Raw genomic sequence first — 26,171 nt, 5'->3', positions numbered from 1 at the left:
TAAACAATTTTTCATTTTTAAATTGGAGTTACTTCTAGATAGTCTTTTTAATGGTGTTGCGATCGGATCTGTATTACTTGTTGCCGCATTAGGTCTAGCAATTGTTTTTGGGCTTATGGGTGTTATTAATCTTGCCCATGGAGAATTAATGATGCTTGGAGCTTACACAACATACGTTACACAATTAATTTTCAAATTACCTATATTAAAACCTTTCTACAATTCATACATAATAGTTTCAATTTTCCTTGCTTTTATTGTTAGTGGAGTAGTAGGCATTCTCCTGGAAAAAACTATAATAAGAAAGCTTTATGGAAGTCCACTAGAAACACTTCTGGCAACTTGGGGCGTAAGCTTAATTCTTCAACAATTTGTCAGAAGTGTACCTTTAGCTTATGGAACCGGTCTAGTTATAAGTCTGATAATTGGTTTATTTTTACCAACAACCTTTCCTTCTAAAATAAAAGAATCAATAAACTTTAAATATTTTAAATTTAGTTCCTGGATATTTGCCGCTTTAACTGGGGTCCTGACAGGTAGCGTAATCTCATCCTCTGTAAGCAAACTTAGTAGAGCAAGTGCTCGTAATGTTGATGTAACAGCGCCCTCATGGATGAGAGGTCAAGTAGAAATTATTGGCACTGCATTTCCTAAAACAAGATTAATGATAATTGTAATTACTCTAATCTCTGTAATAGCAATAACATTATTTCTTAATCAAAGTGCTTGGGGCATGCGTATAAGAGCAGTTACTCAGAACCGACAAATGAGTGATTGCCTTGGTATATCTACTGAAAAAGTCGATATAATTACTTTTGGGATTGGATCTGGCTTAGCAGGAGTTGCAGGAGTAGCAGTATCTCTTTTAGGCTCTGTAGGACCAAATGTTGGCGGAAACTATATAGTTGGTTGTTTTATGGTTGTAGTGCTGGGAGGCGTAGGAAATTTGTTAGGAACAGTACTTGCTTCATTTGGAATAGGAATAATGACTGATTTAATTGGAGCTGGAAGGTTCTTATCAATATGGCCAGATATGCCTTTACCTTTATCAAACACAATCAACTTTTTTGCGACCACAAGTATGGCAAGAGTGATGATATTTGCACTAATTGTTATATTCTTACAATTTAAACCTACAGGTTTATTTCCTCAAAAAGGAAGGATGGTTGAAAACTAATGTCCTTAAGTAAAATTAAATTTGATAAAAAAATAGTATTATCATTTTGGATAATATTAATAGCTTTAATTATTGCAGCACCAACTCTACTCCCTGTATTTAGACTAAACCTTCTAGGAAGATACTTATCCTTATCCATAGTTGCACTTGGTGTTGATCTTATCTGGGGATATACAGGTTTACTAAGTCTAGGACAAGGTATATTTTTTGCACTCGGTGGATATTGTGCAGCAATGTATTTGCAAATAACCAGCTCCTCTGAATTTCCAAATAATATTCCTGAATTTTTTGCATTATATGGTGTTGAAAAATTACCTTTTTTTTGGGAACCATTTAGATCGCCTGTTTTTACCTTCTTTGCTATTTGGATCATTCCAGCATTGGTTGCTGGTTTAATTGGATTTCTTGTTTTCAGGAATAGAATCAAAGGGGTTTATTTTTCTATACTTACTCAAGCTTCTCTTCTTGTATTCTTTAACTTCTTTAATGGACAACAAAAACTTATAAATGGAACAAATGGATTAAAAACAGATGTAACACAACTATTTGGTCAGATGGTAGGTTCTGAGTCCATCCAAAGACTATTCTTTTGGTTAACTGCCATACTAGTAATAGCATCATGGTTTTTTGCAAAGTGGGTAGTCAAAGGGAGATTTGGCAATATTCTTATAGGAATTCGAGATGATGAACCAAGAGTTAGGTTTACAGGATACAATCCAGTGATATTTAAGACGATAATATTTTCTATTGCTGGAGGTCTTGCTGGTATTTCGGGTGCTTTATATACTGTTCAGTCTGGAATAGTATCACCTCAATTTATGACAGTTCCCTTTTCTATAGAAATGGTTATATGGGTTGCTGTTGGAGGTAGAGGAACTTTATTGGGAGCGATACTAGGAGCTGTTTTCATCAACTATGCAAAAAGTCTAGTAAGTGAAGCTTTACCTGCTAGCTGGATGTTTATTCAAGGAGGGTTATTTATTTTAGTTGTAACAGCTCTGCCAGAAGGAGTTCTAGGATGGATTCAAGGAGATGGTCCTAGGAATCTTCTTCAAAGATTTGGTTTGAAAAGGAAGATTGAAACCTATCCAAGCTTAGAAGTTAACAATAAGGAGGGGAATAATGAATAATAAAGATCTTCTAAATCTAATAGATATTACTGTTAGTTTCGAGGGTTTTTTAGCTCTTAATAAACTTAATTTAAATTTAAAGAAAGGAGAATTAAGAGCTGTAATAGGACCGAATGGCGCCGGTAAAACAACATTTCTTGATGTAATAACTGGAAAAGTTAAACCAACAAAAGGTGAAGTAATTTTTAAAGGGAAATCATTAATAGGTAGAAAGGAACACAAGATTGCTCGACTTGGAGTTGGAAGAAAGTTTCAAAGTCCAAGGATCTTTGAGAATTTAACAGTTAAAGAAAATCTAGAAATATCAGTATCGACTCCTAAAAGTCCCTTAAACCTTATAAATAAAAATATTAAAGATGATCAGCTTGATGAGATTGAACGTCTTATGAAAATTGTCAATTTATCTCAAAAAGTCAATTCAAAAGCTGGTTCTTTATCTCATGGCCAAAAACAATGGCTAGAAATAGCCATGTTAGTTGGACAGAAGCCAGATTTAATGCTGGTAGATGAACCTGTAGCTGGCTTAACAGATGAAGAGACTGATCTTACTGCTGATTTATTAAAATCTTTATCAGGAGATAATACTGTTGTTGTTATAGATCATGATATGGAATTTATAAGAAGACTTGATAGTAACGTTTCCGTATTAAATCAGGGAAGAGTATTATGCGAAGGGACAATGGAAACTATACAAAAGGACAAAAAAGTTATTGACGTTTATTTAGGAAGACCTGAGGATTAGTTATGGAAAATTTACTGGAAATTAAATCATTAAATACTTATTATGGCGAAAGTCATATTCTAAGAGATGTAGATTTAAATGTTAAATCAGGGGAAATGGTCTGTTTAATTGGTAGAAATGGAGTTGGTAAGACGACATTATTGAAATCACTTATTGGTTTGCTAAAGCAAAAAAAAGGAGATATTTATTTAATTGGAGAAAATATTAATAGAAAGGCACCTCATCAGAGGGCTAGAAAAGGAATGGCTTACGTTCCTCAAGGCAGAGAGATTATTCCTTACTTATCAGTTGAAGAGAACTTAATGTTAGGAATGGAGTCTCTGCCAGGTGGATTATCTAAGAACAGGAAAATAGATCCATTTATTTATGACTTATTTCCAATATTAAAAGACTTTCTACAAAGGAAAGGAGGAGATCTTAGCGGAGGTCAGCAACAACAATTGGCTATTGCAAGAGCATTGTTGGGCAAACCTCAACTACTATTACTTGACGAACCAACTGAAGGTATTCAGCCAAATATAGTTTTAGATATTGAAAATGCAATCAATCAGATTATAAGAGAAAAAGGAATTGGTGTTTTATTAGTTGAACAACACTTGCATTTTGTTAGGCAAGCAAATAGATATTATGCTATGCAGCGCGGAGGCATTGTTGCCAGCGGAAATACTAGTGAGTTGAGTCAAGCAGTTATTGACAAATTCTTAAGTGTTTAAATATATTTTTATTATAAAATAACTAGAATTTTTTTATTTTTCACATCTTATAAGGTCAATACTGTTTGGATGTTCATTAATATACTTATTGAATTCCATAGCTAGTGTTCTAGCTTCGTAAGCATCAAAAGCATAAAAACAATTTTCTAATCTTATATTTTGAAAGTCACGATAATGAACGGTATATGGCTTTAAGGTATTATTTATATTCATTTTATTTTGCTAATAAGCAGTTAATTTATATTTAAAGAATGCATATTTTTAGAAATAAAAAGTATATCTTTTGTTGTTATCAATATATATTGGCATTAATTATGTATTTAATGACACTTTATTAATGTATAAAATTAATTAATCTCTTTTTTTTTTATTTTTAGAATCTTTATTGTTACCTTCTATTAAAAAAACAAATTTGGATAAAATATAGCCAAAAATAGGCACCCAAATCTTATCATATAAAAATTTCATAAACTAAATTACGCAGCTAATGAATCGTTTTTAGATAATTCAGTTGTTTTAATAAGCCTTAAATCTATAGAATTAAATAAATGTTGCATAAGTAAATAATCTAGTTCCCCTTTTAATAAATCAACATCATCAGTAAGTAGATCGTCAACAAAATCATCAAAAGTATCTGAAAGAGAATTCACAATGAAAAAATTTTTTTTTATTATCATCGCATCAACATTAAAAGTCAACAAAATATACAAATGAAGATAATCTCCAAAAAAATCGAGAAATTGATGGATTACTATTTTTTAAAATATAATTTTTATTTCTTTGATAGTTTTTTGATAAGGAATTCTTGAAAAACAACTTTAGAATTTCATAAATGTAATTAGTAAAAATTTAAATAACAAATATAAGCAAACAAAATAATAGATTTAATATTAAACTTAGGGTCTTTGAATTAAACTTCATTTATCTTGCTCTTCTTAATTTTATATCTCTCCTTATTAATATTATCAAAACGACGATACATATATTTTCTAAAAAAAAATCTAAAGAAATCATCATCAATCCATTTATTTAATTTATAGCAAGATTATTGATGTGCCAATTGATAAAGATTAACAAAAAGTTTTTTACACAATAAAATCAATAGATCCCAACTTTTTTTAAAATAAAAATAATTAATTTTAGAAAATTATTTTTTAATTAGTTCGAAGTATCCATTTTTATTCAACAAGTACTTATCAAACCAAAGGCTTAATAGATTGTCTAATCCTATTCCATTCATTTTATTTAGTTGAGAAGTCTTATAGTCTGAAAGTGCCAGTAATAAATATGGAAAAATCATATCGGAAACACCTTTTGGGAGTTTTTCTAAAGGCACTCCATGAGCTCTATCCCATAAAATCTGCATATCCTGAGAGAACAAAGAACTCCAATAATTAAAGTTGCAATATAACTTTTCAGGAGGTAGAAGATTTATCGATAAAATTTGGAAAGATGAATTCATAACAATTAAATATTTTATGGATTAATTGATTTTAGGATTTTAAAAATGGTAATAAATACTTTTTAATGACTAAATCCCCCAAAACAAATACATATTAAATTTAACGCACAGTTCAGCACTTAACAACACTTATTAAGTGTTATATTTATCCATCATTTCCTGAAATTTAAGGAACGATAAAAACTTTTTATAAGTTTGCAAATCAAAAGAGTCCTGATTTGATCGCTTTAAAAGTGTTGTTTTGCCAGAATTTTTATCATTTACTAATTTAGTATTTATAGTCAATTTTTTATTAATTTCACATTCGGTAGGATCTTCAGTTAAAAAGTCTAAAGAATCTTTAAACCCAGTATAAGCTTCAGTTACTTTACCAGTATTTTTGTTAAATATACCTCTTATAGAGAGTGCCTCCTCTACTAAGATACTTATTATTTTTGAATTACTTAAATTATTCTCTGTGCTCAATTTATCAATTATTTCATAAACATCTTCTCTTGGAATAAACCCAACTCTTTTTTTCTTTGTAGGCATCTAAAAATTAATTAAAGTGCAGTACTTGACCGTCATAAGTGTTGCACTATATTCATAATAAGTCAATTAATGCAAAATGATTTTACCGACAACCTTACTTTTTGGTGCCCTAGGATATCTTTTCTACACTTCTAAAAAGGAAATTTCTTTGGATAATGATTCTACTTTAGAGAACTCAAAAGATAATGATGATATGTATAAAGACTTGGAAGATCTATTTATTTAAATTACTTTTTAATACTTAAGAACTTTATTTCTTAACTAAAGATATACAAAAACTGAGACATAATTAGAATAAAAGAAAAAATCTATGACAGTTCATCAAGATTACGAAATAAAAATCAATCTAAATGAATTGATTGAGAAGAGAATTCCTTGCTGCGATTTACTTCATGCAGATCATTGTTTAACTGAAAAACAAGTATCTGAAATTGCACATGCAATTATTATGGATTTAAATTTGCATGATGTTTATAAACAAGTAGATCAACACATCATTAACTATATAAATGTAACTGGTATAGATAACAAGGATCATTGGGTTGAGCCTCATCTTCTAGATTTGGAGAGAGATTTAAAAGAAGAAGTTGGTATAGAATTTGATTAATATTTTTTTCCTTTAAACAAACTATTAATATATGTATTTTTTTTCCAAATCATCTATTAATTTATAAATAGTTTTAGCTGATCTCTTTCTTTTCTTTAAAATTAAAAAAGCTATAAATCCAACCAATACTATAAAAACAGGAGTGAAAATTATAAATTCATAATTCATGGCAATCAAATTAGCATCATCTATATATCTAAATTATTAAAAAGATTGCCTCAATAAAATAGGTACTTTATACAAATAACATTCAATATAAACAATTAAGATTTTTCATCAAAAAGAGAAAGATTAATTTATTTTTTATAAATTGAGTATTAAACAAACTTCAATTCTATAAGGTAATGATTAATTATTTCGGCTTAACTTTCAACGAAATGGGTATTGGTAAAATAGAGTTAGTCGTTATTGGATCAGTGATTTTATTATTTCCAATAATTTTTGTTTATGCATCTATAAACCTTGATACTAAGGGTATTTTCGAGTGGATGATGGAGAAACCTAATGATTGGATAGGAAGAAAATAAGACTTTGACAATTTCCATATTTCTAATCAAATTCTAATTTTTCTAAACTAATAATAGGAAAATCATAAATCTGGCAATTATTTTCTAAACCATCAACTATTGAATTTTTTAGTAGAGAATAATCTATAAACTTATTGAGTTTATTATTTTTAAATTCCTTATTAGTTTCTCCAATAGCAAAAGCTAATGCTCCTTCATAAGAAATACCAAATTGGGTAGTATTGCAATAAGTTCTAGTGAATTTATTTGAAATCTTTTTAGTATATTTTTCAATGGATTTAGAAGAAATATCTAATGAGTAAGCCGGACTACTAAAGACAACTAGCAAAGTTAAAATGAATATCGTAAAAATTCTTTTGAACATAATATTTCATAAATTGAAAATTTAATATAATTTAGAATTAAATCTATCTGACTATATTTTATTAAAAATTATAAAAATCAATAATTTCAACATATGAATAAAAAAGGAATTTTATTTTTTGGAAGTTTAAAACTCTCTAAATGATTATCTTGAAATTTGAATTTTTTTGTAATTTTTTAAAAGAGGCCAAATAGTTTTTGGTCTTATTAATATCTAAAATCATCAAATACATTAAAAATATTAGGAATTCAATAAATAATTATCCAAAAATAAGTAAATTAATTATTAAAAATGTTGCCTCAGCTATGGAAATGTATTTGCACTTGAATTATTGTTTAATTAGCAATTAAGATCAAAAACATATGGCATTACCAGAATTAATATATGCTCCCATTGATGGAGGAACAATACATAGATATGAAATTAGTGGTGGCAAAAGAAAATTCTTAAGATTTATAGGTTGTTATCTCGGCCAGTGCAATTTTCACAAAAATATTGATGATGCTACTGATTACATAAAAAATTTGAAAGAATTACAAAAGATACAAAATTCATGAAATAAATATACATAAAAACACAAGTTACTCAAAATTTTTTAAGAACGACAAAATTATTGCTACAAATAATAGAGAATTATATTTTTATTAGAAATTAATTATTTACTTCGGTTATAGTTTCGTTAGATAACTAGTCAATAAAAAAAGAAATTAATTTATGGATAACAAACAAATTAATTTTTTTAAATCTAAAGACTTAAATACAGTTCTTAAGCCTTTTAAGAAAGGATCAGTAGTAAAAATTGACTCGTTTGATATTAGAGAAAATCAAAACGAATTAAATATAGGTTTATTTGGTTGGTATGCAATTTGTCCTTCAAAAGAACTAAAAATAAATACTTTACATTATTTTTCGCTGTATGATGAGCCTCTTATCCTTTACAGAGATGAGAATGAAAATGTAAGGTGTATTAAAAATATTTGTCCTCATAGAGGTGCATCCTTCTATGGAGGCACATTATCAAATGGAGTAATAACTTGCCCATATCACGGAGCTAAATTCTCACCTGAAGGAAGTTGCCAAAATCTAGATCGAATAACTTGTAGCCACATAGTTGATAATAACTACGATAACTACGCAAAAAAAATACATTTATCTCAATACAAAGCTTTAGAAAAAGATGAATATATTTTTGTACATTTTACAAAAAAATCTGAGACTGATTTAAATAATATAAGTGAGGATTTACCTATAAGTAACTACGAATTATCTAATAATGGCTTTTCACATGATGATTATGTATCAGAAGAAGTATTAGTTGACTTTAAATGTGATTGGTCAAGGATAATTGAAAATCACTTAGATATACTTCATCTTTTTTGGGTTCATGGAGATACAATTCCTGATAAAGATGTTAATAAAAACGTACTTGTTAGTTTTAAACAAAAAATTAATATTACTCCCAAATACATTGAAAGCATTTACTTCTACAAAAATAACCCTTCAAAAGAATTTATCCGCATAAAATACATAGCACCAGGAAGGATATTAATTTATAAAGGAAATCCATCTGAATCTCGATATTTACAAGTTCTAGATCATATTCCACTAGGCAATAATAAAGCAAGAGTAATAGTAAGACATTACAGGAAATTTTTAAAAAATAAACTACTTAATAACCTCATATTATTTAAAGAGACTCAAAGAAAGATCTTTTATAAGATATTTAATGAGGATTATATGATTTTAAAGACACAAACATATAATCACAAATATGGATTTATTAAAAAAGATGAAATTAAATTATTAGGAGAAGACAGAATAATAAATTACTTTTGGAAATGGTATAAAAAGTCTGAAGAGAAAGATAGCCCTTGGAAAAATATTAATAAAACTGAAAATCTTACCGTATACGATAATGTGATTTTGAAATATCCCCCAGAGATTAAGAATTTAGAGGTTATAAATAATATAGATATTATCAGAAAAACACTTGTAAGATTTGCAGCTCCACTACTAATTTTTATGCTAATCATATAAATAATGAAGAAAGTAAATAGACCTTCATGGTTGAATTGGCTTTATCTTTTTATATTTATTTTAAGCTCAATTCAATTAGTTATATTTTGGAGTAATAAGTTTTAGTGGTTAATAAATTTTGGTTTGAAGCCAAAAAAATAAATTGTTATAAGAACGGTAATAGAGTAATTAAAAATTTAGACTTAAAAATAGCCTATTCAGAGAATGTAATATTAATTGGACCAAATGGTTCAGGTAAATCATCATTAATAGATGTAATTAATAGAAACATCTACCCAGTAGTGACTAATGAATCAAAACTTAAAATATTTGACAAAGAACTTATAAATTTATGGGAACTAAGAAAAAGAATAAGTACAGTAAATAATGATATTAAAAATAGAATAAATCCAAATCTACAAGTTTTTGATTTAATTTTAAGTGGACTATATGGAAAATATTGTTATGTATCAAATAAATCTGCAAGTGACCATTATAAGGTAGAAAGTCTTATGGAAAATATGAATATATCAAATTTATCTAAAAAATATTTTTCCTATTTATCAGATGGAGAAAAACAAATTTCTCTCATTGCCAGAGCGTTAATTAAAAAACCAAATGTAATGATTTTAGATGAACCAATTGCAAATTTAGATTATAAATCAAAGTATTTTGTAATTGACAAGATTAATGAATTAACAAAATCAAATACAAACATATTCTGTGTAACACACGATATTTCAATGATTACAAAAATCTATGACCGAGTCATAATGCTAAAGGAGGGGGAGATAATCGCTGATGGCAATCAAAAGAAGATTATAAATAGTGAAAATCTTAATAAGTTATATGGAATTGATGTAGAAGTAATTGAAAATAATGGATTTTGGAATATTAATAGATTATCTAAATAAAAATTAGAAAAATAGCTAAAGCAATAGCAAGAATAATTAATTTTTTCTTATTAAAAAATGAATAAGATTTTTTTCTAAATGAAGAAGATCCACATTTAGAGCATACTATCTTACCTCCTAAAGATCGATCCGAAACCAATGAAGCACTTCCACAATTGAGACAGACTCTATTTAGACTCATCACTAAATAAATTTAAGAATTCTATTCAAATTATTATATTGCTTAAAACTTATGTAAAGAAAAACTTCAGAATATTCTTTGATAATGAGAATCTATTGCAATAAAGCTTCGTTTAATGCATAATTGATAATAATTCTCATTATCATTCATTAAATAAATGAATTTCCATAGTTATGGAGAATCTCCGTCAAAATCAGTAAGAATAGTAACTGGCCAATCCGTTCTAATAGATCCTTCATCAAGACCAAAGGGAACCTGCCTTGAAGTTGAAAGTGGAATTGCTAGGGTATATTGCCCCTGCGAAGAAACTGAAGGTATGACACTTGCATTCTTACAGTCAGGTGATCAATTAAGAACTGACCTTTTATGTAGCGAAGGTGTCTGTGTTGAAGCATTAACAGATTTATCGTTTCATAGCAATGTGAATATTGACGATAATATTGGTTTCGATGCTGTAAATGAATGGACTTTGCAGCTCCTCAGAATTAGGCACTTGGGCAATGCAGAGCAAAGATTACAAGCTTTATTTTCAATACTAGTAAATCGTTTAGGGAGAAGATGTGGTCAATGGTGTGAGTTACCGTTTAGGTTAACTCATGAAAGGATAGGTGAATTAATAGGTTCAACTCGCGTAACATCAACAAGATTAATTTCTAAATTAAGATCATCTGAGTTATTAATAGCTCCAATTGGTACTCAAACGGTAAGTGTTGCGCCTTCTTTTATTGAAACATCACTAATATAGAAACATGAAGGAATCTCAATCAATAACTAACAACCTATTAATAGAAGTTGATGTATTATCGAATAGACTCAGAAACATAAAGCAATCTTTCAAAACTACTCATAATAAAGCATTGAAAGAAAGGTTATTTTCTGAAAACAAAAATATTTTTAAAAGAGTAAATGAGATTTTTAAAATAGCTGAGCTTTTAAATAAAAAATCCAATGAAAAAATAAACTTTTCTAAGTTACTTGTTGAAAAAACCAAAAGGACATTGAATGAAAATAAATTTGAAAGTAATTTATTTTTTCTTTAAATCACTATCTATCAATAAGATTGCAGAAGGTTGATTAGAAGCAAACTTAACCTTGCCAAGTATGTTTGCAAATTCATCTTCTGATTTTATCTGAGCGTCTACAATTGGATCTAAAAAAACGTTGGTTCTTGTATCTGAAATTCTGTCCGAAATAGAATAAAGTTGTTGTAGAGATGAAGTTAAATCAGCCTCCATGTTGAAAGAATAAGAAATTAAATCCTCAATTGAATCCCATGTTTGAACTGGTGCAGGAAGTTCATCTAATTTTACCCTTTGTCCTCTTGCAATTAAGTAATCTGCAAATTTTTGAGCATGTTCCATTTCCCCTTGTGATTCACTTAGAAAATGTGAGGCAAAACCATTTAAATCCCGCTCTTGAAACCAGAGGTATATAGAAAAATATTGAACATTGGCATATCTTTCCATTGTTAGATGTTCAAAAATATTATCCAATAAACTGTTGTCCATTGGTTGTGCAACAGCTCTTCCAGATGGACCAAAATTAATTATTTTCTTTGCCTTTAAATTATTTTCATTCATTATTTAATAAAGAAACTACATAAATAATACAACATTTTGTATAAATTAGTAATTAATTAATCCTTTAAATTAAATTAAATAATATGATAATGAAAATCAATCTCAATACAATAAATGAATTTTGAGTACAGTTTTTCTGAACTGCTATTAACTAATAAAATATATTCAAGTAAAAAAAAGAAATGTAAAAAGAAAAAATGTTCTAACTGGAAGGGGGGGAAGTGTAATTGCCTATAAAAAAATCTTAAAAATGTACCTTTTGTGCTCCAGGATATAAAAAATAATAACTATTTTTATTTATAGAAAGACTACATTTATCGCCATTATTTAGTAGATTATTAATATTAGTTCTAACCCTCAAAATGTTTTCATTAATAGATACTTTATAGATAAGAAATTCTCCAAGAAATTCCTTAGATATTACATTCGCATTACCAGATTCTGATTTTTTAATTGAAATAAATTTAGGCGAAATTGACATGCTTTTAATATTTGCACTATTTAATAACCCTGAACTATTTATTTCACCTAAACAAGACATATATGAATTACCTTTTTTTTGGAGATTAAGAATATTATTTCCCAAAATAAAACTACTAACAAATATACTCTTGGGATTATTTAGAAGATTTATTGGTGTATCAATTTGATGTATTTTACCTTCATTCATAACTGCAACTTTATCGCAAATTGACATGGCTTCTTCAGGATCATGAGTAACCATTAGTCCACTTGCATTGCAACCTTTAAGAATATTTGGAAGTTCGCTTCTTAATTTAAGTTTGACGTGCATATCAAGGCTACAAAAGGGTTCATCCAATAGAATAAAATTTGTACCTGGAGCAAGAGCCCTTGCAATTGCGAGTCGTTGTTTTTGGCCTCCAGACAGTTCGTGTGGGTACCTTCCAACAAAACTATCAAGACCTACAACATTTAATAAATAATTAACTCTAGATCTATTTTTTTTGTTTTTCAAACCAAACATTACATTTTCCATAACGGTTAAATGAGGGAAAAGTGCATAATCTTGAAAAACCATACCAATATTTCTTTTCTCAGGGCTAAGAATTCTATTACTATTTGAAATTTCCTTATCATTTAAAGAAATCCTTCCTTTAGAAGGATATTCGAACCCTGCGATCAATCTCAAAAGTGTGGTCTTTCCACACCCAGAAGGACCAAGTAAACCTAGTAATTCCCCACTTTCAATTTTTAGGTTAATTTCATTTAATATCCAATTTGAGTATTCTCGCTTATCATATTTATGATGCAGATCATCAATTATTAACGCATCATTTTTCACAAGAGTCTTCTTCTTTAAATATATTAAATTAGCAGAAAATATTAACCTAAAATATCTCTTGTATAATTTTATACACGATTCAATTTGTCAAATTCAATGAGAAAGGCTGAAAGAGCAGAAATAATACGCAAGGAGCTCAAAAATCTATATCCATCTCCTCCAATACCTCTTGATCATTCAAATGCGTATACACTTCTCGTCGCCGTGGTTTTAAGTGCTCAATCAACAGATAAGAAAGTTAATGAATTAACCAAAAACTTATTTAAGGTAGCAGATAATCCAGAAAAGATGGTGAATCTAGGCATTAATGGTATTTATGAATACATAAAATTTTTAGGTCTATCTAATCAAAAATCAAAGAATATCTATAACCTTTCTAAACTCTTGATTGAGAAGCATAAAAGTATAGTCCCAAATACTTTTGAGAAGCTTGAATCTCTTCCAGGGGTAGGTCATAAAACAGCATCAGTAGTAATGTCACAAGTATTTAAAATCCCCTCATTCCCTGTTGATACTCATATACACCGGTTGTCACAAAGATGGGGTCTATCAAATGGAGATAGCGTGGTTCAAACAGAAAAAGACCTAAAAAAAATATTTCCTGTTAATGAATGGAATACTTTACATTTGCAAATAATCTTTTTTGGAAGGGAATACTGTACCGCAAGAGGCTGTGATGGAACAAAATGTTATTTATGTCGTACTCTTTATCCCAAAAGAAAAAAAAAATTTATATGTAAAAAGCCCTAATAAATTTATATAATAATTGAATTAATTTTTAAATCATGAGAATAGCAATTACTGGTGCATCGGGGAAAACAGGTTTTAGAATTTCTGAAGAGGCAGTTAAGAAAGGATATAAAGTACGGCAAATCATTAGAAAGAACTCAAAACTTTCTGAAGGACTAATGAATTTAGAAACAATTAGAGTTTCATTAGACAAAAAAGAAGAACTAGATAAAGCTTTAAAAAATATTGATGCTTTGGTAATTGCCACTGGTGCGAGAGCATCTTTAGATTTAACTGGTCCCGCAAAGGTTGATGCATTAGGCGTATACAGGCAATTAGAAAGTTGCAAAAGAGTTGGTATTAAGAGAATTATTTTAGTTAGTTCTCTTTGTACTGGCAAATTTTTTCATCCCTTAAATTTGTTTGGTTTAATTCTTATTTGGAAGAAAATAGGTGAAAACTTTCTACGAAATTCAAATTTCCAATGGACTATTATTAGACCTGGAGGATTAAAGGAAAATGAAGATATTAAATCAGAAAATATAAATTATTCAAAGGAGGATACTCAAATTAATGGTTCAATCCCAAGAAGATTAGTGGCGAAATGTTGTATAGATTCTTTAAAAAACAAAGACTCTATAAATAAAATAATTGAAGTAACCAGTTCAAATGATAATAAAAAGATTTCTTTTAAAAAAGCTATGCAAATGATTTAAAAGATGTAAATATATAAAATAAAACTATGAAAATAAATCCAAAAATTGATGCATTACAATTAATGCTAACTGATTTGAGAACAAGAAATGAACCCATAAGACATAAAGCTGCTTTTAAAGGCTGTCAACCAGAATTTCAAAATCTTGTTTCAAGATTAATAAAGCAGTTAGAGGAAGAATTGATTTCTGAAAAGCTTACAAATCGTGATAGTTAAAAATTTATATTACTTAAATGAAGTTAGTTTATCTAATTTTGCTTGTTCTGATATTTCATCATATCCACCAAAAAATTTATTATCCAAAAATATTTGAGGGAAAGTATTATGGTTACTTTTAACCATTATTTTTTGAAAGCTTTCATCATTGTCGATCAAAACAACTTCATGAGGAATATTGTAAAAATTAAGTAACCTAATTGCTCTTTTAGACCAAGGACATTCGTTTAAAATATAGGCTTTCACACGTGATTGATTTGTAATCAAATCATTATTTGAGACATTGATAATTTTTTGTTCAAAAGAAAGTAATAATATGTCCGTCCCTTTTTTTACAATGCATCCCTCCTCAAGATGACCTCCAAAGACATTACATCCCTCATCTGCGAAGCTCAAATGAAGATGAACATCACCTTTATTAAAATGACCATTTAAAGATACTATCTCAAGATTCCCTTCAAATTTATTTATCTCTTGATTTCCTGGGCATTGAATACAAACTGTTCTAAGATTACCAACCACGCCCGAAATATAACCATATAAATTTTTTGAAAGAGAATATTCTTTAATTGAATTTATCAAATCAGATTCTGGAGATAGCTTTAGGCTATGAGGCTGCATTAGATATTATGAATAATTTTGTAATATAAAACATTATGAATAATAAAGAGAAGTAGTGTTGATAATCTTTAGGATTCTGATTTAAATTTAGCTTTACAAGCTAGCATTAAAATCAATTGAAATTCTGTTTCACTGAAAATTAAGATTGTTGAGAGTGTAATATATTTTTTATATGGGTAAATTAATTTGATAATTAGAAAAAATCTTCAAAAATTGGCATTAAACATTCCTAATTTATTATCGATATCTCGACTTTTCTTTGTATTTCCTCTAATCCTTTTTTTAGAATTTAATAGACCTTTTTATGTTTTTATTTTGATTATTATTGGTGGTCTAACTGATTATTTTGACGGGTTAATTGCAAGAAAATTTAACCTTAAAAGCAGATTAGGAGCTATCCTTGATCCCTTAAGCGACAAAGTATTCTATTTAATTCCTTTAGTTTTCCTCTGCAAAAATAATTTAATCCCTTTCTGGTCTTTATCATTAATTTTATTTAGAGAATTAATAATATCTAGCCTGAGGAACCTCTCAAAAGACGGTTTGCCCGCATCTCAGTTAGGCAAATTTAAAACATTTTTCTTTTTTATTTCAGTAATCACTTTCTTTTCACCATTAAAAATAAGTTTTTTGAATAATTTTGCTTTAGTTTTTTATTGGATAGGATTCTTCCTGACTTTTATGACTTTATTTGATTACCTAAGCATTAAAAAGAATCTTATCTAAATTCTCATCAAACTCCTCACCCTTTTTATAATTAAAATCTTTCACAAAACTATCCTTTAAACCATTAAGTAAATCAAAATTTGGTTCCCAATCCAAATCGCTTTTAATCTTAGAAATATCAGTCTGATAATGATTTAATCTAATTGGAAATCCCTTTCGAGATTTAGGATCTAATTTTTGATAATCAAATGTTCTTAAAGAAATCTCATTTTGGTTTAATCCAAGAACTTTTGCGCAGAAATATATCAAACCCTTAATAGTAACTCCTTTTTCACCTGAGCAGTTATAAATATTATTTTTAGATTTTTCATAATTTATGCACCTAATCATTACATCAGTTAGATCTGAAACATGGCCTAACTGTGTAATCAAAGACCCGTCACCGGGGATTGGGATTGATTTATTGGAAAATAACCTTTCAAAAAACCAATTTTCGATCTTATTATAATTTCCTGGTCCATAAATATAAGTTGGTCTAAAACTTGTAAAAGGAATTTTTTGGTTTATCAACCAATTTTCTGTCTCCACTTTCCCTTTGTGCCTACTATCTTGGTCAATAGGATCATCTTCAGATAAAGGTAGTTCATGATTATCTTTATAAACGCCTGCAGAGCTGACATATATATATCTCTTGAAAGAGTCAGCTAAATTTTCTATAAGAAGTTTCGTTTGTTCTAACTCTCGTCCCGAAATATCATAAACAACATCATACTTTTCATTCCTTAGCTTAACTATACTTTCTAAATTATTCCTATCTCCCTTAATTAAATTTGTATTTTTAGGATTAGCTTTATTACCTCTTGTAAAAATATCAATATCATGACTTTGGTTTAATAACTTTCCAACCAAAGACTTGCCAACAAATCTAGTGCCGCCCATTACAAGAATTTTCATATTCAAAAAATATTTAACTGAAGTAGTAATCTTAAATAGAATTACATATTGAATAGTACTACTAAGAAGTAATTAATGAAAAGGATGATTCTATGGAACTAATACCAGCTATTGATTTAATGAATGGTAAGTGCGTAAGACTTTTTAAGGGTGACTTTAATAAAAGAAAAGACTTTACAAAAGAACCTCATGAGCAGGCTAAATATTGGGAAAGCGAAGGAGCAAAATATATACATATAGTTGATTTAGATGCTGCAAAAACTGGATCACCCACCAACGATAAATCAATAAAGGATATTGCAAAAACAGTTAACATTCCTATTCAAATAGGTGGGGGAATAAGATCTCAGGAAAGGATAGAACAATTATTTTCTTATGGTATCGAGAAAGTTATAATGGGAACATCTGCAATAGAAAATAAAGAATTAGTTAAAGACTTATCAAATAAATTTCCAGGAAGGATAATTGTTGGTATTGACGCAAAAGACGGAAAAGTTAGTACAAGGGGTTGGCTTGAGCAATCTAATATTTTAGCCACTGATCTAGTAAGGGAGTTTTCTTCCTTTAAAATCGCTAGTTTTATTGTTACAGATATCAATACAGATGGAACATTAGAGGGAACTAATGAAGAATTCATAAAAAGGATTCTAGAGATTACAGATATTCCAGTAATAGCATCAGGAGGGGTAGGTTCAATTTCTGATTTATTATCTTTAGTAAAACTTGAGAATTCTGGACTATTTGGCGTGATTGTAGGTAAAGCTCTATATGAAAATAAATTTAAAATAAGCGAAGCGATTAATGTATTGTCATCAGAGAGACTAACTGACTTTGATTTAAACAACAATTACTACGCTTAAAAGAGTATAAAAATCGATTTAAGGCTGGTATTTGCAGTAATTGTTAGTTAATTTTGTATAAGAGATAAGAAATTTAGTCTTGGAATTAATTTCAAAAAAATCAATTTTAATTATTGCTCCAAGCTTAATAGCAGAATCTTTATCGCTTAAGTTAACATCACTGGACAAAAATTTAGACATTAATTTTAATAATGAAATAGCTGATACAACTCCGGATTTAGTTATATGGAATATTCTTAATTTCCAATCAGAAGATCTTATAAGGTTAGAGTTATTAAAATTAAGAGAAAGATGGGATAAGTCAAAGTTTCTAATAATACTCTCTGGTGAACTTGTTTATGAAGCAAAAAAAACTCCATCTTTATATGCTGAAGGTTTTCTTTTGAATCCCAGTGCCGAAAAAGTTCTTGTATCTATTGAAACTATTTTAAATGGTGGGAGAGTATTTGATATTGAAAATAATACCCAGGTTCAATTAAACAAAGATAAGCCTCTTTCCTTTAGTCAAAAAATACTAACTTCAGGTCTGAAACAAATAGATACTGAGATTAACTATATATTCAAATATGTTAACTCTGATTCAACCCCAGAGTTTTATAAATTTATTTTAAAAGGAAGACTAAGAGAACTTATTACTGCTAAATCTTTTCTTATTTTTTTATGGGGTAATTCACTAGAACTTTATACAGAGGCAATTTACACCGAAAATAAAATTAATCTTGAAAATAAGAATACTATATTTATTAAAGATAAAAATACTATAGAAATATGGAATTTAATTTTTGAAAGACTCAAAGAAAGATATAGCTCAACTAACTTACAGGTTGAATTTAATAATTCATCAATAATTCTCTCTGGGATAAAGAAAGAGTTCATTTCACGCCTAATATGCAAAATGTTAGACGAGTTAAATAATTTAATAAAAAATATTAAAGAGAACTATAAAGAAAATGATTTTAAAGATGAGTTAAGTTCTCTAATACAAGAACTTAAAGTTAATACAATTTCAAACATTACAGACAGCTATTTTAGATTAAAAAAAGGAAGCGAATCTATTTCAATTAATGATTTTATTTATAGTGAAGTAAGTTGTAAAGAGATAGATAGAGAATCTCATCAATCAATAATGTTTATCGAGCCTATTATTAAAAATGAAGCTCTTGAATATGATGGCAAATTAATACCTTTGTATGAAACAGAATCATTTCTAATCCTTGAAAATATAATTTCAAATTGGACAATAAGGAACTGTAATTTATTAGCTTCTGAAATCTTTAATATTTGTTCTTCTTGGCCTGAATTAAGAACTGTACTTATAAATCCCGAATTACAATCAACAAGAAATTTTGAAAGATTTAGGAATAATATTAATAACTACAATCGTTGGCATGACTACATTTATATGCCTATTTACTTATATGAGAGTAAACGAGAATATATTGATATTATCGATAAAAAATTTACCCGATACTTTAAAAATGAAAATAGGGAGAAAGAGCTAGAGAATCTAGAATGGTTTCAAAAACAAGTTACATTATTAGTTGAGATAAGAGATGCAGTAGCACCCCAGTTAGAATTTGCGGTAAAGTATATCGGTAATCTTTTCGTAACTTTTCTAACAAAAGTAGTAGGCAAAGCTATTGGTTTAGTTGGGAAAGGAATCCTTCAAGGATTAGGAAGATCAAGTTCAAAGTAAGTTTTAAATCTTTAATGAAAATAATTCAATGGTTCTTAATAGCATTAATTTTCATAAGTCCATATAAAGCAAATGCTTATAGAGATACTAATAGTTATGATGGCAACATCTTTCCTATATATGCAGGTAATGGAGCAATAGTTCCTCCTAAGGCAACACTAAAGGATTCATTAAAGAATAAAAGGGTATCAATTCTATTTTTCTACCTTGACGATAGTTCTGACAGCAAAGCAATGGCACCAGTAATATCAGGTCTAGATTTAATATGGAGGGAAAATATAGAAATCATTGCTTTAACCACAGATGAATTACAAAATGAAGAGGCATCTGATCAACCAACTGAACCCAATTATTATTGGAATGGATTAATTCCCCAAACTATAATTCTTGATAGTAATGGACAAGTAAAATATGATGGTAATGGGATGGCTGACTTTGGTGAATTGAACAAAATTATTAGTGAGTCAACAGGGATAGAAATTGATAATGAATCCTCTTTTTCAGTAGAGGCCTTTAATGAATATAATAGTACAATTTCAGAAACAAAAGAAACTAAAAATAATTAACTATTTCAGAAAAAATGTTATTTGTAAATATCCTTTTAATTTTACTGATTTTTTTAATTATTTCAGATTTATATATTAAAAACTCATCCAAATCAAATTTAGTTCTAGAACCTATAAATTATAAAATCAAAAAAAAAGATGGTTTAAACGAAATAATTATTGACTTAAAAATAATTAATAAAAGTAAAACCAAAGAGACAATGGTAACTAATATAAATTTTGAATTGAATTTTTTTAAAAATAAAGGAAACGAATATTGTCAAAATTTAAATTATCAAGAAGATATTTATATATATGATCAAAATAAAGAAAAGAATTTAAATAATTATTGGCCAACAACTATTATCAAGTCAAATTCAGAATTATTCATAAGACTCATCTATAAATTTAGCAATAATAAATTTAGAAAAAAAATAAAATATATATGGTTAAAAGTATTATGGGATAATTATGGCCATTTTGGTATTTCAAATAAAAAGGATTGTTTTTTAGTTAATTTAGAGGCTCAAAAACAAAGTTCGAAAGAAGTTTTTAAAATTCCAATAAATAATGAATATGATGCTTTTGCTATTAAAACTGATTTACTTGGATGCTTTGATAACCCAGTAAATACTTTGATTGAATACTGCAAAGGAATTGTAGAAAAAAATGATATTTTAACAATCGGTGAGAGTCCACTTGCGATTATGCAAAATAGATATATTTCTCCTCAAAATTTAGAATATAGTTTATTTTCAAAAGCTTTATGTTATTTTTTTCACCCCACAAGTAGTCTTGCAACTGCTTGTGGCATGCAATTATTAATAAATAAAATTGGTGTCACAAGAATAACGTTTGCATTAATCGTTGGATTCTTTTTTAAATTAGTTGGCCTTAAGGGTATTTTTTATAGATTAACTGGTTTAGAGTCATCTCTTATTGATGATATAAGTGGCACTGTCATACCTTATGACAAAAGTATAGTTATGGGTCCTCTTAATGCGGGTTTATTTTGTAAGGAGGTCTCAAAATACCTAAATATAGATGTTGCGGTAGTAGATGTTAATGATATTGGAGGAGTAAAAGTATTAGCCAGTTCAAATAAAGCCGTAGATAAAATACTCAAAAGAATCTTAATATCTAATCCAGCTGGCAATGGTGATGAGAAAACTCCTATAGTGTTAATAAGAAAAAAAATTAAATGAAAAAAGATACCTCTAATTCTTTTAAGCCTGAAAAAGGAATGGAAGTAACTTATGAAGAACTCCATATCCGTCACATTACCCTTTTAATAGATATCAAAAATAAAGAATTGAATAATTGGTTTTTAAAGATGGCAATTATTAATACCTTTGATGACTTAAAAATATTTCTAAATAATCTCAAGAAAAATAAGAATAAATGCATAATTGCTATTTGCGGTAACGAAATCATTGGTTATATGAATATTTTTCCTTTAAACAAAAAAGAGACTTGCTTAAAAATATCTAAGCCCAAGTTAATTAACAACAATTGTTCCTTTACAGAGAAACAATTAACTTTAGGATTGATAAAAAAATCAATCTCCATAACGGATATCAAGACTTCAAGTTGGATAATTAACTCCGAGATAAATAATATTGACCTAATATCAACCTCAAGAGAATTAGGCTTTCAACCTTTAGGAGAGATAATACTATGGGATGGTTGTGATCTAAATGAGTCAATCAAACAAAATACCCAAGATTATGAATTAATTAATGAATTCCATAACATTAATAAAAAAAATATATTGAGTATAGTAAATTTTATAAGATCAAATCAATCACCTTTAATAAGAAATATTTTAGATTTTGATCAAGACGATATTCTTAAAAGAAATAACTCTAAAAGTGGTGCCTTAGTATATGAAAATTCTGTTTTATGTACAATCTTAAAAGATATAAATTATCAAAACGATGAAATTTATACTTTAACTATAAGTAGATATTGGGATAATAGATTAAATTCTATTTTAAAAGAATTTATAAAAAGATTCTTTGTAAAATCTCCTATGTCTTATCTAAAAAGCTACAAAGAGAATTCTCAACTAAATACCTTTCTCGAAGAATGTAACTTAAAAGAAAAAAATCAAGAGATTATTCTTATAAGGAATACAATAGTTAAGAATGAAGCAAAACAAGTAAATAAAATAAATCAATCTTTGGAATCAATCTTTGACAAATTAAGTCCACAAAATAATCCATATCCATCTCCTTTGCCATTAAAGTCAAAGTGAAATTTTATAAACCTAAACCCAGGTCAATTTTAAGCTTCGATGTAGGAATCAAAAGAATAGGATTGGCTTATTGTGATCCACTATGCATAACATCAAATATACTCCCAGCAGTAAAGAGGGTTGAAGATAATAAAGAGCTTAAAATCATTAGAAATCATATAAAAAAATTTAATTTGACTGGTTTTATTGTTGGGCTTCCGCTTGATGAGAAAGGTAAAATGACCCCTCAGGCTATTGACTGTATGAATTACGGTCAATTACTTTCAAATGAATTAAAGCTTCCATTTTCTTACGTCAACGAACATAGTTCAACATGGGAATCTTCAAATAGATTTGGAATTAAAAAAGATAAATCTGGATTGATTGATAGTTTTGCAGCAAAAGTAATACTTGAACAATGGATAAAAGAAGGTCCTGAATTAGAAGAATTAGCTGGTAAAGGTCAGATAAAATATTAGTATTAAAAAGAATTAGATAATTTTTAAATGAAAGAAACTAACTCAAATGATAATCATGAGGCTCAGACACTAATATTAAATGACTCAAATGGAAACGAGATATTTTGTTATCTTGAACAATTAGTAAGTGTTGAGGGAGAAGAATATGCTTTATTAACACCAGTTGATACACCAGTAAGTCTTTTCAAAATGAATGAAAAAGATGAACCTGAACTAATTGAAAAAATAGACAAAAATGAACAAATTCTAAAAAATGCTGAAGCTGTTCTTCAAGAACATGATTTAAGACTTATCAGATCAGCAGTAACATTAACGGTATCAGGGGAGCTTGAAGAACCAATTTTTGATGAATTAGAAGAAGATTGCATCGATGATGATAGTGAGAGTTATGAATTGCTTGTTAACTTTAATCTTTTTGACCAAGAATATGGCTTATATATTCCACTAGATCCTTTTTTTATTGTGGGTAAATTAAATGAAAATGGTGCCTTATTAATTGAAGATGATGAGTTTGATAAAATCCAACCTTTGATTGAATCTGAACTTGAAAAAAGTAATTCTTAAAATTAATGAAATCTATCCTAAAAGTCAATTGGGATTCAAATTTACCAATATATGAGATTTCTCAATCTGAATTACAAAAAAAAGGAATTCACTGTTTATTACTTGACGTTGATGGCACTCTTGTAAATAGAAACTCAAGTAAAATCCCAAAAGCTGTAAAAAAATGGATAAGTGAATCCAGAAAACTTTTCTCCTTATATCTAATAAGTAATAATCCATCAAAAAAACGAATCTCGAAAATTGCAAAAGAATTAAATTTAAGGTTCAAATACAATGCTTCAAAACCAGGGAAAAAAGTTACGATGCATGCTATCAAAGAAGTTAATTATGAAGTAAAAAATATAGCCATAATTGGGGATAGGATTTTTACAGATATGATTGTTGGGAATAGATGTAATATAAAAACAGTATTAGTTAAGCGATTAAAGAGAGATGGCTTGCCTGTTAAATTTAATTTAACTTTGACAATAGAAAAACTAATTTCTTTTTTTATAAAATGAAAACTTGGGTTATAAAAATTGGTACTAGTATTTTAAGAGGGACAGAGGAAACATCTACTGAAGAAGTTATTGAAACCCTTTGTAGATCCTTTACAAGTTTTCTTTTAAAAGGAAACAAATTGATTTTAGTGACTAGTGGAGCCGTTGGATTAGGTTGCCAAAAATTAAATATTAAAACTAGGCCAAATGATTTAAGTACCCTTCAAGCTACCGCTGCAGTAGGTCAAGTTAATTTAATGTCTTTGTACGATAAAATATTTAATAAATTAGGTCATAATATTGCTCAAATTTTAATCACGAAAGCTGACTTTAATTCGCGAGAATCTTTCAATAACGCTTCTAAAACATTAAAAAAATTAATCGATTTGAATGTTATTCCAATAGTAAATGAAAATGATACCGTAGCAAATGAGGAGCTTAAATATGGAGATAATGATACCCTCTCTGCCTTAGTTGCCTTAGCTATTAATGCTAATAAGCTTATTTTATTAACCGACATTGAAAATCTATATTCAAAAGATCCACGTAAGAATAAAGATGCGCATCCTATTAAAGAGGTTCATAATAGTGAATTAAAAGAAATTAAAAATAAAAACAATCAAAACTCAAATAATGAATGGGGAACAGGAGGAATTTCTACAAAACTAATTTCTGCAGAAATAGCTACAAAAGGGGGAGTTGAAGTTCAATTAGTTGATGGAACGAATAAAAAAAATTTAATTGAGATTTTTAATGATAATAAAATTGGAACTTTATTTTATCCATTAGAAAAACCTATAGGAAACAAAAAAAGTTGGCTTTCTCATGCAATTCACACAGTAGGAAAAATCACTTTAGATGATGGAGCTTTTTTTGCAATTAACAAAAAAGGTGCCTCACTTTTAGCGGTTGGTGTTAAAAATGTAGAAGGAAACTTTACGGTTAATCAAGCTGTTAAAATCGTAAATACAGATAATAAAGAAGTTGCAAAAGGTTTAGTATCAATAAGTAGTGACAACTTAAGAAGTATCTTAAATAATAAAGACAATAACAACTCCTCTATAATTGTCGTACACAGAGATGTTCTAGCTCTCTCTTAGAAAAAAATTAAAACTCAAAAATGCTTTTAAGTGATTTAGTTGATCTAATTAAAAAAGGAAATTCAAATTTTATTAGTTCCAATATTTTTGAAGATTTAAATATAGAGGATGCTGCCTCTTTAGATGAAGCAGTTAATCATCAAATATCTTTTTTAGAAGAAAACAATATCCTTAAAGAAAAATTAGATAAATCCAACGCATCAGCAATAATAACTTCCAACAATAACGAAATTATTAGTGCTCTAAAGAAACTCAATATTTCAAACATAATTGTTAAAAATCCAAGAATTGCATTTGCAGAAGTATTGAATCATTTATATAAAACTATCAACTTTAATCCAGGAATTCACGCTTCAGCCGTTATAGATAAAACAGCAATAATTGGAGCGGATTGCCATATAGGACCTAATGTCTATATAGGAGAAAATACTGTAATTGGTAACAATAATGATATTCTTACTGGCTCATCAATTTTAGGAAATGTTCGAATAGGAGATAATAATATAATTCATCCCAATTGTGTAGTTTACGAAAACACCACCTTAAAAAATAATTGTGTAATCAATTCAAATTCTGTTATTGGATCAGAAGGATTTGGTTTTATTCCTAAAGATGACAAATGGGTAAAGATGCCTCAAAAAGGTGGTGTAAAAATAATGAGTTTTGTTGAAATTGGAACGAATTGTTGCATTGATAGACCGGCAGTAGGGATTACTTTTATTGATGAGGGAACAAAGTTGGATAATTTAGTACAAATAGGTCATGGAGTTAAAATTGGTAAGAATTGTGCATTCGCCGCTCAAGTTGGTATTGCTGGAGGAGCAAAAATTGGAGATAGAGTTATTTTGGCAGGGCAAGTAGGGGTCAATAATAGAGTAAAAGTTGGGAACAATGTCATAGCGAGTTCAAAATGCGGAATCCATTGTGACATAGAAGATGGCAAGGTAATTAGTGGTTTCCCCGCTATGGAGAATAAATCATGGCTAAGGAGTTCAAGTATTTTTAAAAAATTACCAGAATTAGCAAAAAAACTTAGACAATTAGACAAGCAATAATTTATTGTT

General features: G+C 28.3%; 35 protein-coding genes. 26 read left to right on the top strand and 9 right to left on the bottom strand.

The features are described from left to right. Window positions 1–22 precede the first annotated feature (22 nt). Genes urtB through urtE form a run of 4 tightly spaced genes read left to right on the top strand, consistent with a single transcriptional unit; the run spans window position 23 to window position 3,762 of the window. Entirely contained in the window at window positions 23–1,177 is a 1,155-nt protein-coding gene (gene urtB, locus PMT9312_RS04245) for an urea ABC transporter permease subunit UrtB (RefSeq protein WP_011376383.1), read from the top strand. Continuing rightward, window positions 1,177–2,307, top strand: coding sequence for an urea ABC transporter permease subunit UrtC (gene urtC, locus PMT9312_RS04240; protein ID WP_011376382.1), 1,131 nt, complete (start codon window positions 1,177–1,179; stop codon window positions 2,305–2,307). The genes urtB and urtC overlap by 1 nt, the downstream gene beginning before the upstream one ends. Next, on the top strand, window positions 2,300–3,049 hold the full coding sequence (gene urtD / locus PMT9312_RS04235; RefSeq protein WP_011376381.1) for an urea ABC transporter ATP-binding protein UrtD: 750 nt from the start codon (window positions 2,300–2,302) through the stop codon (window positions 3,047–3,049). The genes urtC and urtD overlap by 8 nt, the downstream gene beginning before the upstream one ends. A gap of 2 nt (window positions 3,050–3,051) precedes the next feature. Continuing rightward, window positions 3,052–3,762: an urea ABC transporter ATP-binding subunit UrtE gene (gene urtE, locus PMT9312_RS04230; protein ID WP_011376380.1), complete on the top strand. Its 711-nt coding sequence runs from the start codon at window positions 3,052–3,054 to the stop codon at window positions 3,760–3,762. Window positions 3,763–3,795: 33 nt separating this feature from the next. On the opposite strand, the gene PMT9312_RS09985 is transcribed toward urtE, so the two are convergent. The 4 genes from PMT9312_RS09985 to PMT9312_RS04210 all read right to left on the bottom strand — a co-directional run bounded on the left by PMT9312_RS09985 (window position 3,796) and on the right by PMT9312_RS04210 (window position 5,755). Further along, the gene (locus tag PMT9312_RS09985) at window positions 3,796–3,975 is read right to left on the bottom strand and encodes a hypothetical protein (RefSeq protein WP_011376379.1); all 180 of its coding nucleotides are present in this window, start codon (window positions 3,973–3,975) and stop codon (window positions 3,796–3,798) included. A gap of 263 nt (window positions 3,976–4,238) precedes the next feature. Beyond that, window positions 4,239–4,412 (bottom strand): hypothetical protein, encoded by a 174-nt coding sequence (locus PMT9312_RS09745; protein ID WP_193741851.1) that lies wholly within the window; start codon window positions 4,410–4,412, stop codon window positions 4,239–4,241. 497 nt (window positions 4,413–4,909) lie between these two features. Further along, complete coding sequence (locus PMT9312_RS04215) at window positions 4,910–5,224, bottom strand: hypothetical protein (protein WP_011376377.1); 315 nt, start codon at window positions 5,222–5,224, stop codon at window positions 4,910–4,912. Between the two features lie 132 nt (window positions 5,225–5,356). Next, on the bottom strand, window positions 5,357–5,755 hold the full coding sequence (locus PMT9312_RS04210; RefSeq protein ID WP_011376376.1) for a hypothetical protein: 399 nt from the start codon (window positions 5,753–5,755) through the stop codon (window positions 5,357–5,359). Window positions 5,756–5,831: 76 nt separating this feature from the next. On the opposite strand from PMT9312_RS04210, the gene PMT9312_RS09740 reads away from it, so the two are divergent. The 3 genes from PMT9312_RS09740 (at window position 5,832) to PMT9312_RS04200 (ending at window position 6,889) form a co-directional block, all read left to right on the top strand. After that, window positions 5,832–5,981 (top strand): hypothetical protein, encoded by a 150-nt coding sequence (locus PMT9312_RS09740; RefSeq protein WP_193741852.1) that lies wholly within the window; start codon window positions 5,832–5,834, stop codon window positions 5,979–5,981. Between the two features lie 84 nt (window positions 5,982–6,065). After that, entirely contained in the window at window positions 6,066–6,362 is a 297-nt protein-coding gene (locus PMT9312_RS04205; protein WP_011376375.1) for a hypothetical protein, read from the top strand. A gap of 344 nt (window positions 6,363–6,706) precedes the next feature. Further along, window positions 6,707–6,889: a hypothetical protein gene (locus PMT9312_RS04200; RefSeq protein WP_036924553.1), complete on the top strand. Its 183-nt coding sequence runs from the start codon at window positions 6,707–6,709 to the stop codon at window positions 6,887–6,889. 22 nt (window positions 6,890–6,911) lie between these two features. On the opposite strand, the gene PMT9312_RS04195 is transcribed toward PMT9312_RS04200, so the two are convergent. After that, on the bottom strand, window positions 6,912–7,253 hold the full coding sequence (locus PMT9312_RS04195) for a hypothetical protein (protein ID WP_011376374.1): 342 nt from the start codon (window positions 7,251–7,253) through the stop codon (window positions 6,912–6,914). Between the two features lie 362 nt (window positions 7,254–7,615). Here PMT9312_RS04195 and PMT9312_RS04190 point away from each other — a divergent pair, with 362 nt between their 5' ends. The 5 genes from PMT9312_RS04190 (at window position 7,616) to PMT9312_RS04165 (ending at window position 11,404) form a co-directional block, all read left to right on the top strand. Continuing rightward, window positions 7,616–7,810: a hypothetical protein gene (locus PMT9312_RS04190; RefSeq protein WP_011376373.1), complete on the top strand. Its 195-nt coding sequence runs from the start codon at window positions 7,616–7,618 to the stop codon at window positions 7,808–7,810. 157 nt (window positions 7,811–7,967) lie between these two features. Further along, the gene (locus PMT9312_RS04185) at window positions 7,968–9,290 is read left to right on the top strand and encodes a Rieske 2Fe-2S domain-containing protein (protein WP_011376372.1); all 1,323 of its coding nucleotides are present in this window, start codon (window positions 7,968–7,970) and stop codon (window positions 9,288–9,290) included. Between the two features lie 104 nt (window positions 9,291–9,394). Further along, window positions 9,395–10,183: an ABC transporter ATP-binding protein gene (locus PMT9312_RS04180; protein WP_011376371.1), complete on the top strand. Its 789-nt coding sequence runs from the start codon at window positions 9,395–9,397 to the stop codon at window positions 10,181–10,183. A 338-nt stretch (window positions 10,184–10,521) separates the two neighbouring features. Beyond that, a complete protein-coding gene (locus PMT9312_RS04170) occupies window positions 10,522–11,109 on the top strand; it encodes a Crp/Fnr family transcriptional regulator (protein WP_011376369.1) in 588 nt (195 codons plus the stop codon). Between the two features lie 4 nt (window positions 11,110–11,113). Continuing rightward, window positions 11,114–11,404 carry a hypothetical protein gene (locus PMT9312_RS04165; protein WP_011376368.1) on the top strand — a complete coding sequence of 97 codons (291 nt, stop codon included), beginning with the start codon at window positions 11,114–11,116 and terminating at the stop codon, window positions 11,402–11,404. Here the strand turns inward: PMT9312_RS04165 and PMT9312_RS04160 are convergent. Together PMT9312_RS04160 and PMT9312_RS04155 are read right to left on the bottom strand one after the other, a co-directional pair. Then, the gene (locus PMT9312_RS04160; RefSeq protein WP_011376367.1) at window positions 11,390–11,944 is read right to left on the bottom strand and encodes a ferritin; all 555 of its coding nucleotides are present in this window, start codon (window positions 11,942–11,944) and stop codon (window positions 11,390–11,392) included. The genes PMT9312_RS04165 and PMT9312_RS04160 overlap by 15 nt on opposite strands. A gap of 244 nt (window positions 11,945–12,188) precedes the next feature. Beyond that, window positions 12,189–13,247 carry an ABC transporter ATP-binding protein gene (locus PMT9312_RS04155; RefSeq protein WP_011376366.1) on the bottom strand — a complete coding sequence of 353 codons (1,059 nt, stop codon included), beginning with the start codon at window positions 13,245–13,247 and terminating at the stop codon, window positions 12,189–12,191. Window positions 13,248–13,343: 96 nt separating this feature from the next. Between PMT9312_RS04155 and nth the strand changes: the two genes are divergently transcribed. Genes nth through PMT9312_RS04140 form a run of 3 tightly spaced genes read left to right on the top strand, consistent with a single transcriptional unit; the run spans window position 13,344 to window position 14,907 of the window. Beyond that, the gene (gene nth, locus PMT9312_RS04150) at window positions 13,344–13,997 is read left to right on the top strand and encodes an endonuclease III (RefSeq protein ID WP_011376365.1); all 654 of its coding nucleotides are present in this window, start codon (window positions 13,344–13,346) and stop codon (window positions 13,995–13,997) included. A 35-nt stretch (window positions 13,998–14,032) separates the two neighbouring features. Next, window positions 14,033–14,692 carry an SDR family oxidoreductase gene (locus PMT9312_RS04145; RefSeq protein ID WP_011376364.1) on the top strand — a complete coding sequence of 220 codons (660 nt, stop codon included), beginning with the start codon at window positions 14,033–14,035 and terminating at the stop codon, window positions 14,690–14,692. Window positions 14,693–14,718: 26 nt separating this feature from the next. Continuing rightward, a complete protein-coding gene (locus PMT9312_RS04140; protein WP_011376363.1) occupies window positions 14,719–14,907 on the top strand; it encodes a hypothetical protein in 189 nt (62 codons plus the stop codon). Window positions 14,908–14,916: 9 nt separating this feature from the next. On the opposite strand, the gene PMT9312_RS04135 is transcribed toward PMT9312_RS04140, so the two are convergent. Next, window positions 14,917–15,528: a PCC domain-containing protein gene (locus PMT9312_RS04135; protein WP_011376362.1), complete on the bottom strand. Its 612-nt coding sequence runs from the start codon at window positions 15,526–15,528 to the stop codon at window positions 14,917–14,919. Window positions 15,529–15,714: 186 nt separating this feature from the next. Here PMT9312_RS04135 and pgsA point away from each other — a divergent pair, with 186 nt between their 5' ends. Further along, a complete protein-coding gene (gene pgsA, locus PMT9312_RS04130) occupies window positions 15,715–16,254 on the top strand; it encodes a CDP-diacylglycerol--glycerol-3-phosphate 3-phosphatidyltransferase (RefSeq protein ID WP_011376361.1) in 540 nt (179 codons plus the stop codon). Here the strand turns inward: pgsA and PMT9312_RS04125 are convergent. Further along, window positions 16,228–17,148 carry an NAD-dependent epimerase/dehydratase family protein gene (locus tag PMT9312_RS04125; RefSeq protein ID WP_011376360.1) on the bottom strand — a complete coding sequence of 307 codons (921 nt, stop codon included), beginning with the start codon at window positions 17,146–17,148 and terminating at the stop codon, window positions 16,228–16,230. The two genes, pgsA and PMT9312_RS04125, sit on opposite strands and share 27 nt — an antisense overlap. Window positions 17,149–17,240: 92 nt before the next feature. On the opposite strand from PMT9312_RS04125, the gene hisA reads away from it, so the two are divergent. The 10 genes from hisA (at window position 17,241) to lpxD (ending at window position 26,162) form a co-directional block, all read left to right on the top strand. Next, window positions 17,241–18,008: a 1-(5-phosphoribosyl)-5-[(5-phosphoribosylamino)methylideneamino]imidazole-4-carboxamide isomerase gene (hisA, locus tag PMT9312_RS04120; RefSeq protein WP_011376359.1), complete on the top strand. Its 768-nt coding sequence runs from the start codon at window positions 17,241–17,243 to the stop codon at window positions 18,006–18,008. A 79-nt stretch (window positions 18,009–18,087) separates the two neighbouring features. Further along, window positions 18,088–19,704 carry a DUF3685 domain-containing protein gene (locus PMT9312_RS04115; RefSeq protein ID WP_011376358.1) on the top strand — a complete coding sequence of 539 codons (1,617 nt, stop codon included), beginning with the start codon at window positions 18,088–18,090 and terminating at the stop codon, window positions 19,702–19,704. 14 nt (window positions 19,705–19,718) lie between these two features. Further along, entirely contained in the window at window positions 19,719–20,270 is a 552-nt protein-coding gene (locus PMT9312_RS04110) for a thylakoid membrane photosystem I accumulation factor (RefSeq protein ID WP_011376357.1), read from the top strand. A 14-nt stretch (window positions 20,271–20,284) separates the two neighbouring features. Next, a complete protein-coding gene (locus tag PMT9312_RS04105; protein WP_011376356.1) occupies window positions 20,285–21,454 on the top strand; it encodes a hypothetical protein in 1,170 nt (389 codons plus the stop codon). Then, window positions 21,451–22,506, top strand: coding sequence for a hypothetical protein (locus tag PMT9312_RS04100; RefSeq protein WP_011376355.1), 1,056 nt, complete (start codon window positions 21,451–21,453; stop codon window positions 22,504–22,506). Before PMT9312_RS04105 ends, PMT9312_RS04100 begins: the two co-directional genes overlap by 4 nt. Then, complete coding sequence (gene ruvX, locus PMT9312_RS04095; RefSeq protein WP_011376354.1) at window positions 22,503–22,964, top strand: Holliday junction resolvase RuvX; 462 nt, start codon at window positions 22,503–22,505, stop codon at window positions 22,962–22,964. The genes PMT9312_RS04100 and ruvX overlap by 4 nt, the downstream gene beginning before the upstream one ends. 27 nt (window positions 22,965–22,991) lie before the next feature. After that, entirely contained in the window at window positions 22,992–23,528 is a 537-nt protein-coding gene (locus PMT9312_RS04090) for a DUF3727 domain-containing protein (RefSeq protein ID WP_011376353.1), read from the top strand. A 5-nt stretch (window positions 23,529–23,533) separates the two neighbouring features. Continuing rightward, a complete protein-coding gene (locus PMT9312_RS04085; protein WP_011376352.1) occupies window positions 23,534–24,028 on the top strand; it encodes a YqeG family HAD IIIA-type phosphatase in 495 nt (164 codons plus the stop codon). After that, window positions 24,025–25,107 (top strand): glutamate 5-kinase, encoded by a 1,083-nt coding sequence (proB, locus tag PMT9312_RS04080; protein WP_011376351.1) that lies wholly within the window; start codon window positions 24,025–24,027, stop codon window positions 25,105–25,107. The genes PMT9312_RS04085 and proB overlap by 4 nt, the downstream gene beginning before the upstream one ends. Before the next feature lie 20 nt (window positions 25,108–25,127). Next, on the top strand, window positions 25,128–26,162 hold the full coding sequence (gene lpxD / locus PMT9312_RS04075; RefSeq protein ID WP_011376350.1) for a UDP-3-O-(3-hydroxymyristoyl)glucosamine N-acyltransferase: 1,035 nt from the start codon (window positions 25,128–25,130) through the stop codon (window positions 26,160–26,162). Window positions 26,163–26,171: the final 9 nt, after the last annotated feature.

This window comes from Prochlorococcus marinus str. MIT 9312 (genome assembly GCF_000012645.1).
GTDB lineage: Bacteria > Cyanobacteriota > Cyanobacteriia > PCC-6307 > Cyanobiaceae > Prochlorococcus_A > Prochlorococcus_A marinus_L.
The sequence above is the reverse complement of the archived record's forward strand: the minus strand, read 5'-3'. Positions and strand labels throughout refer to the sequence as shown.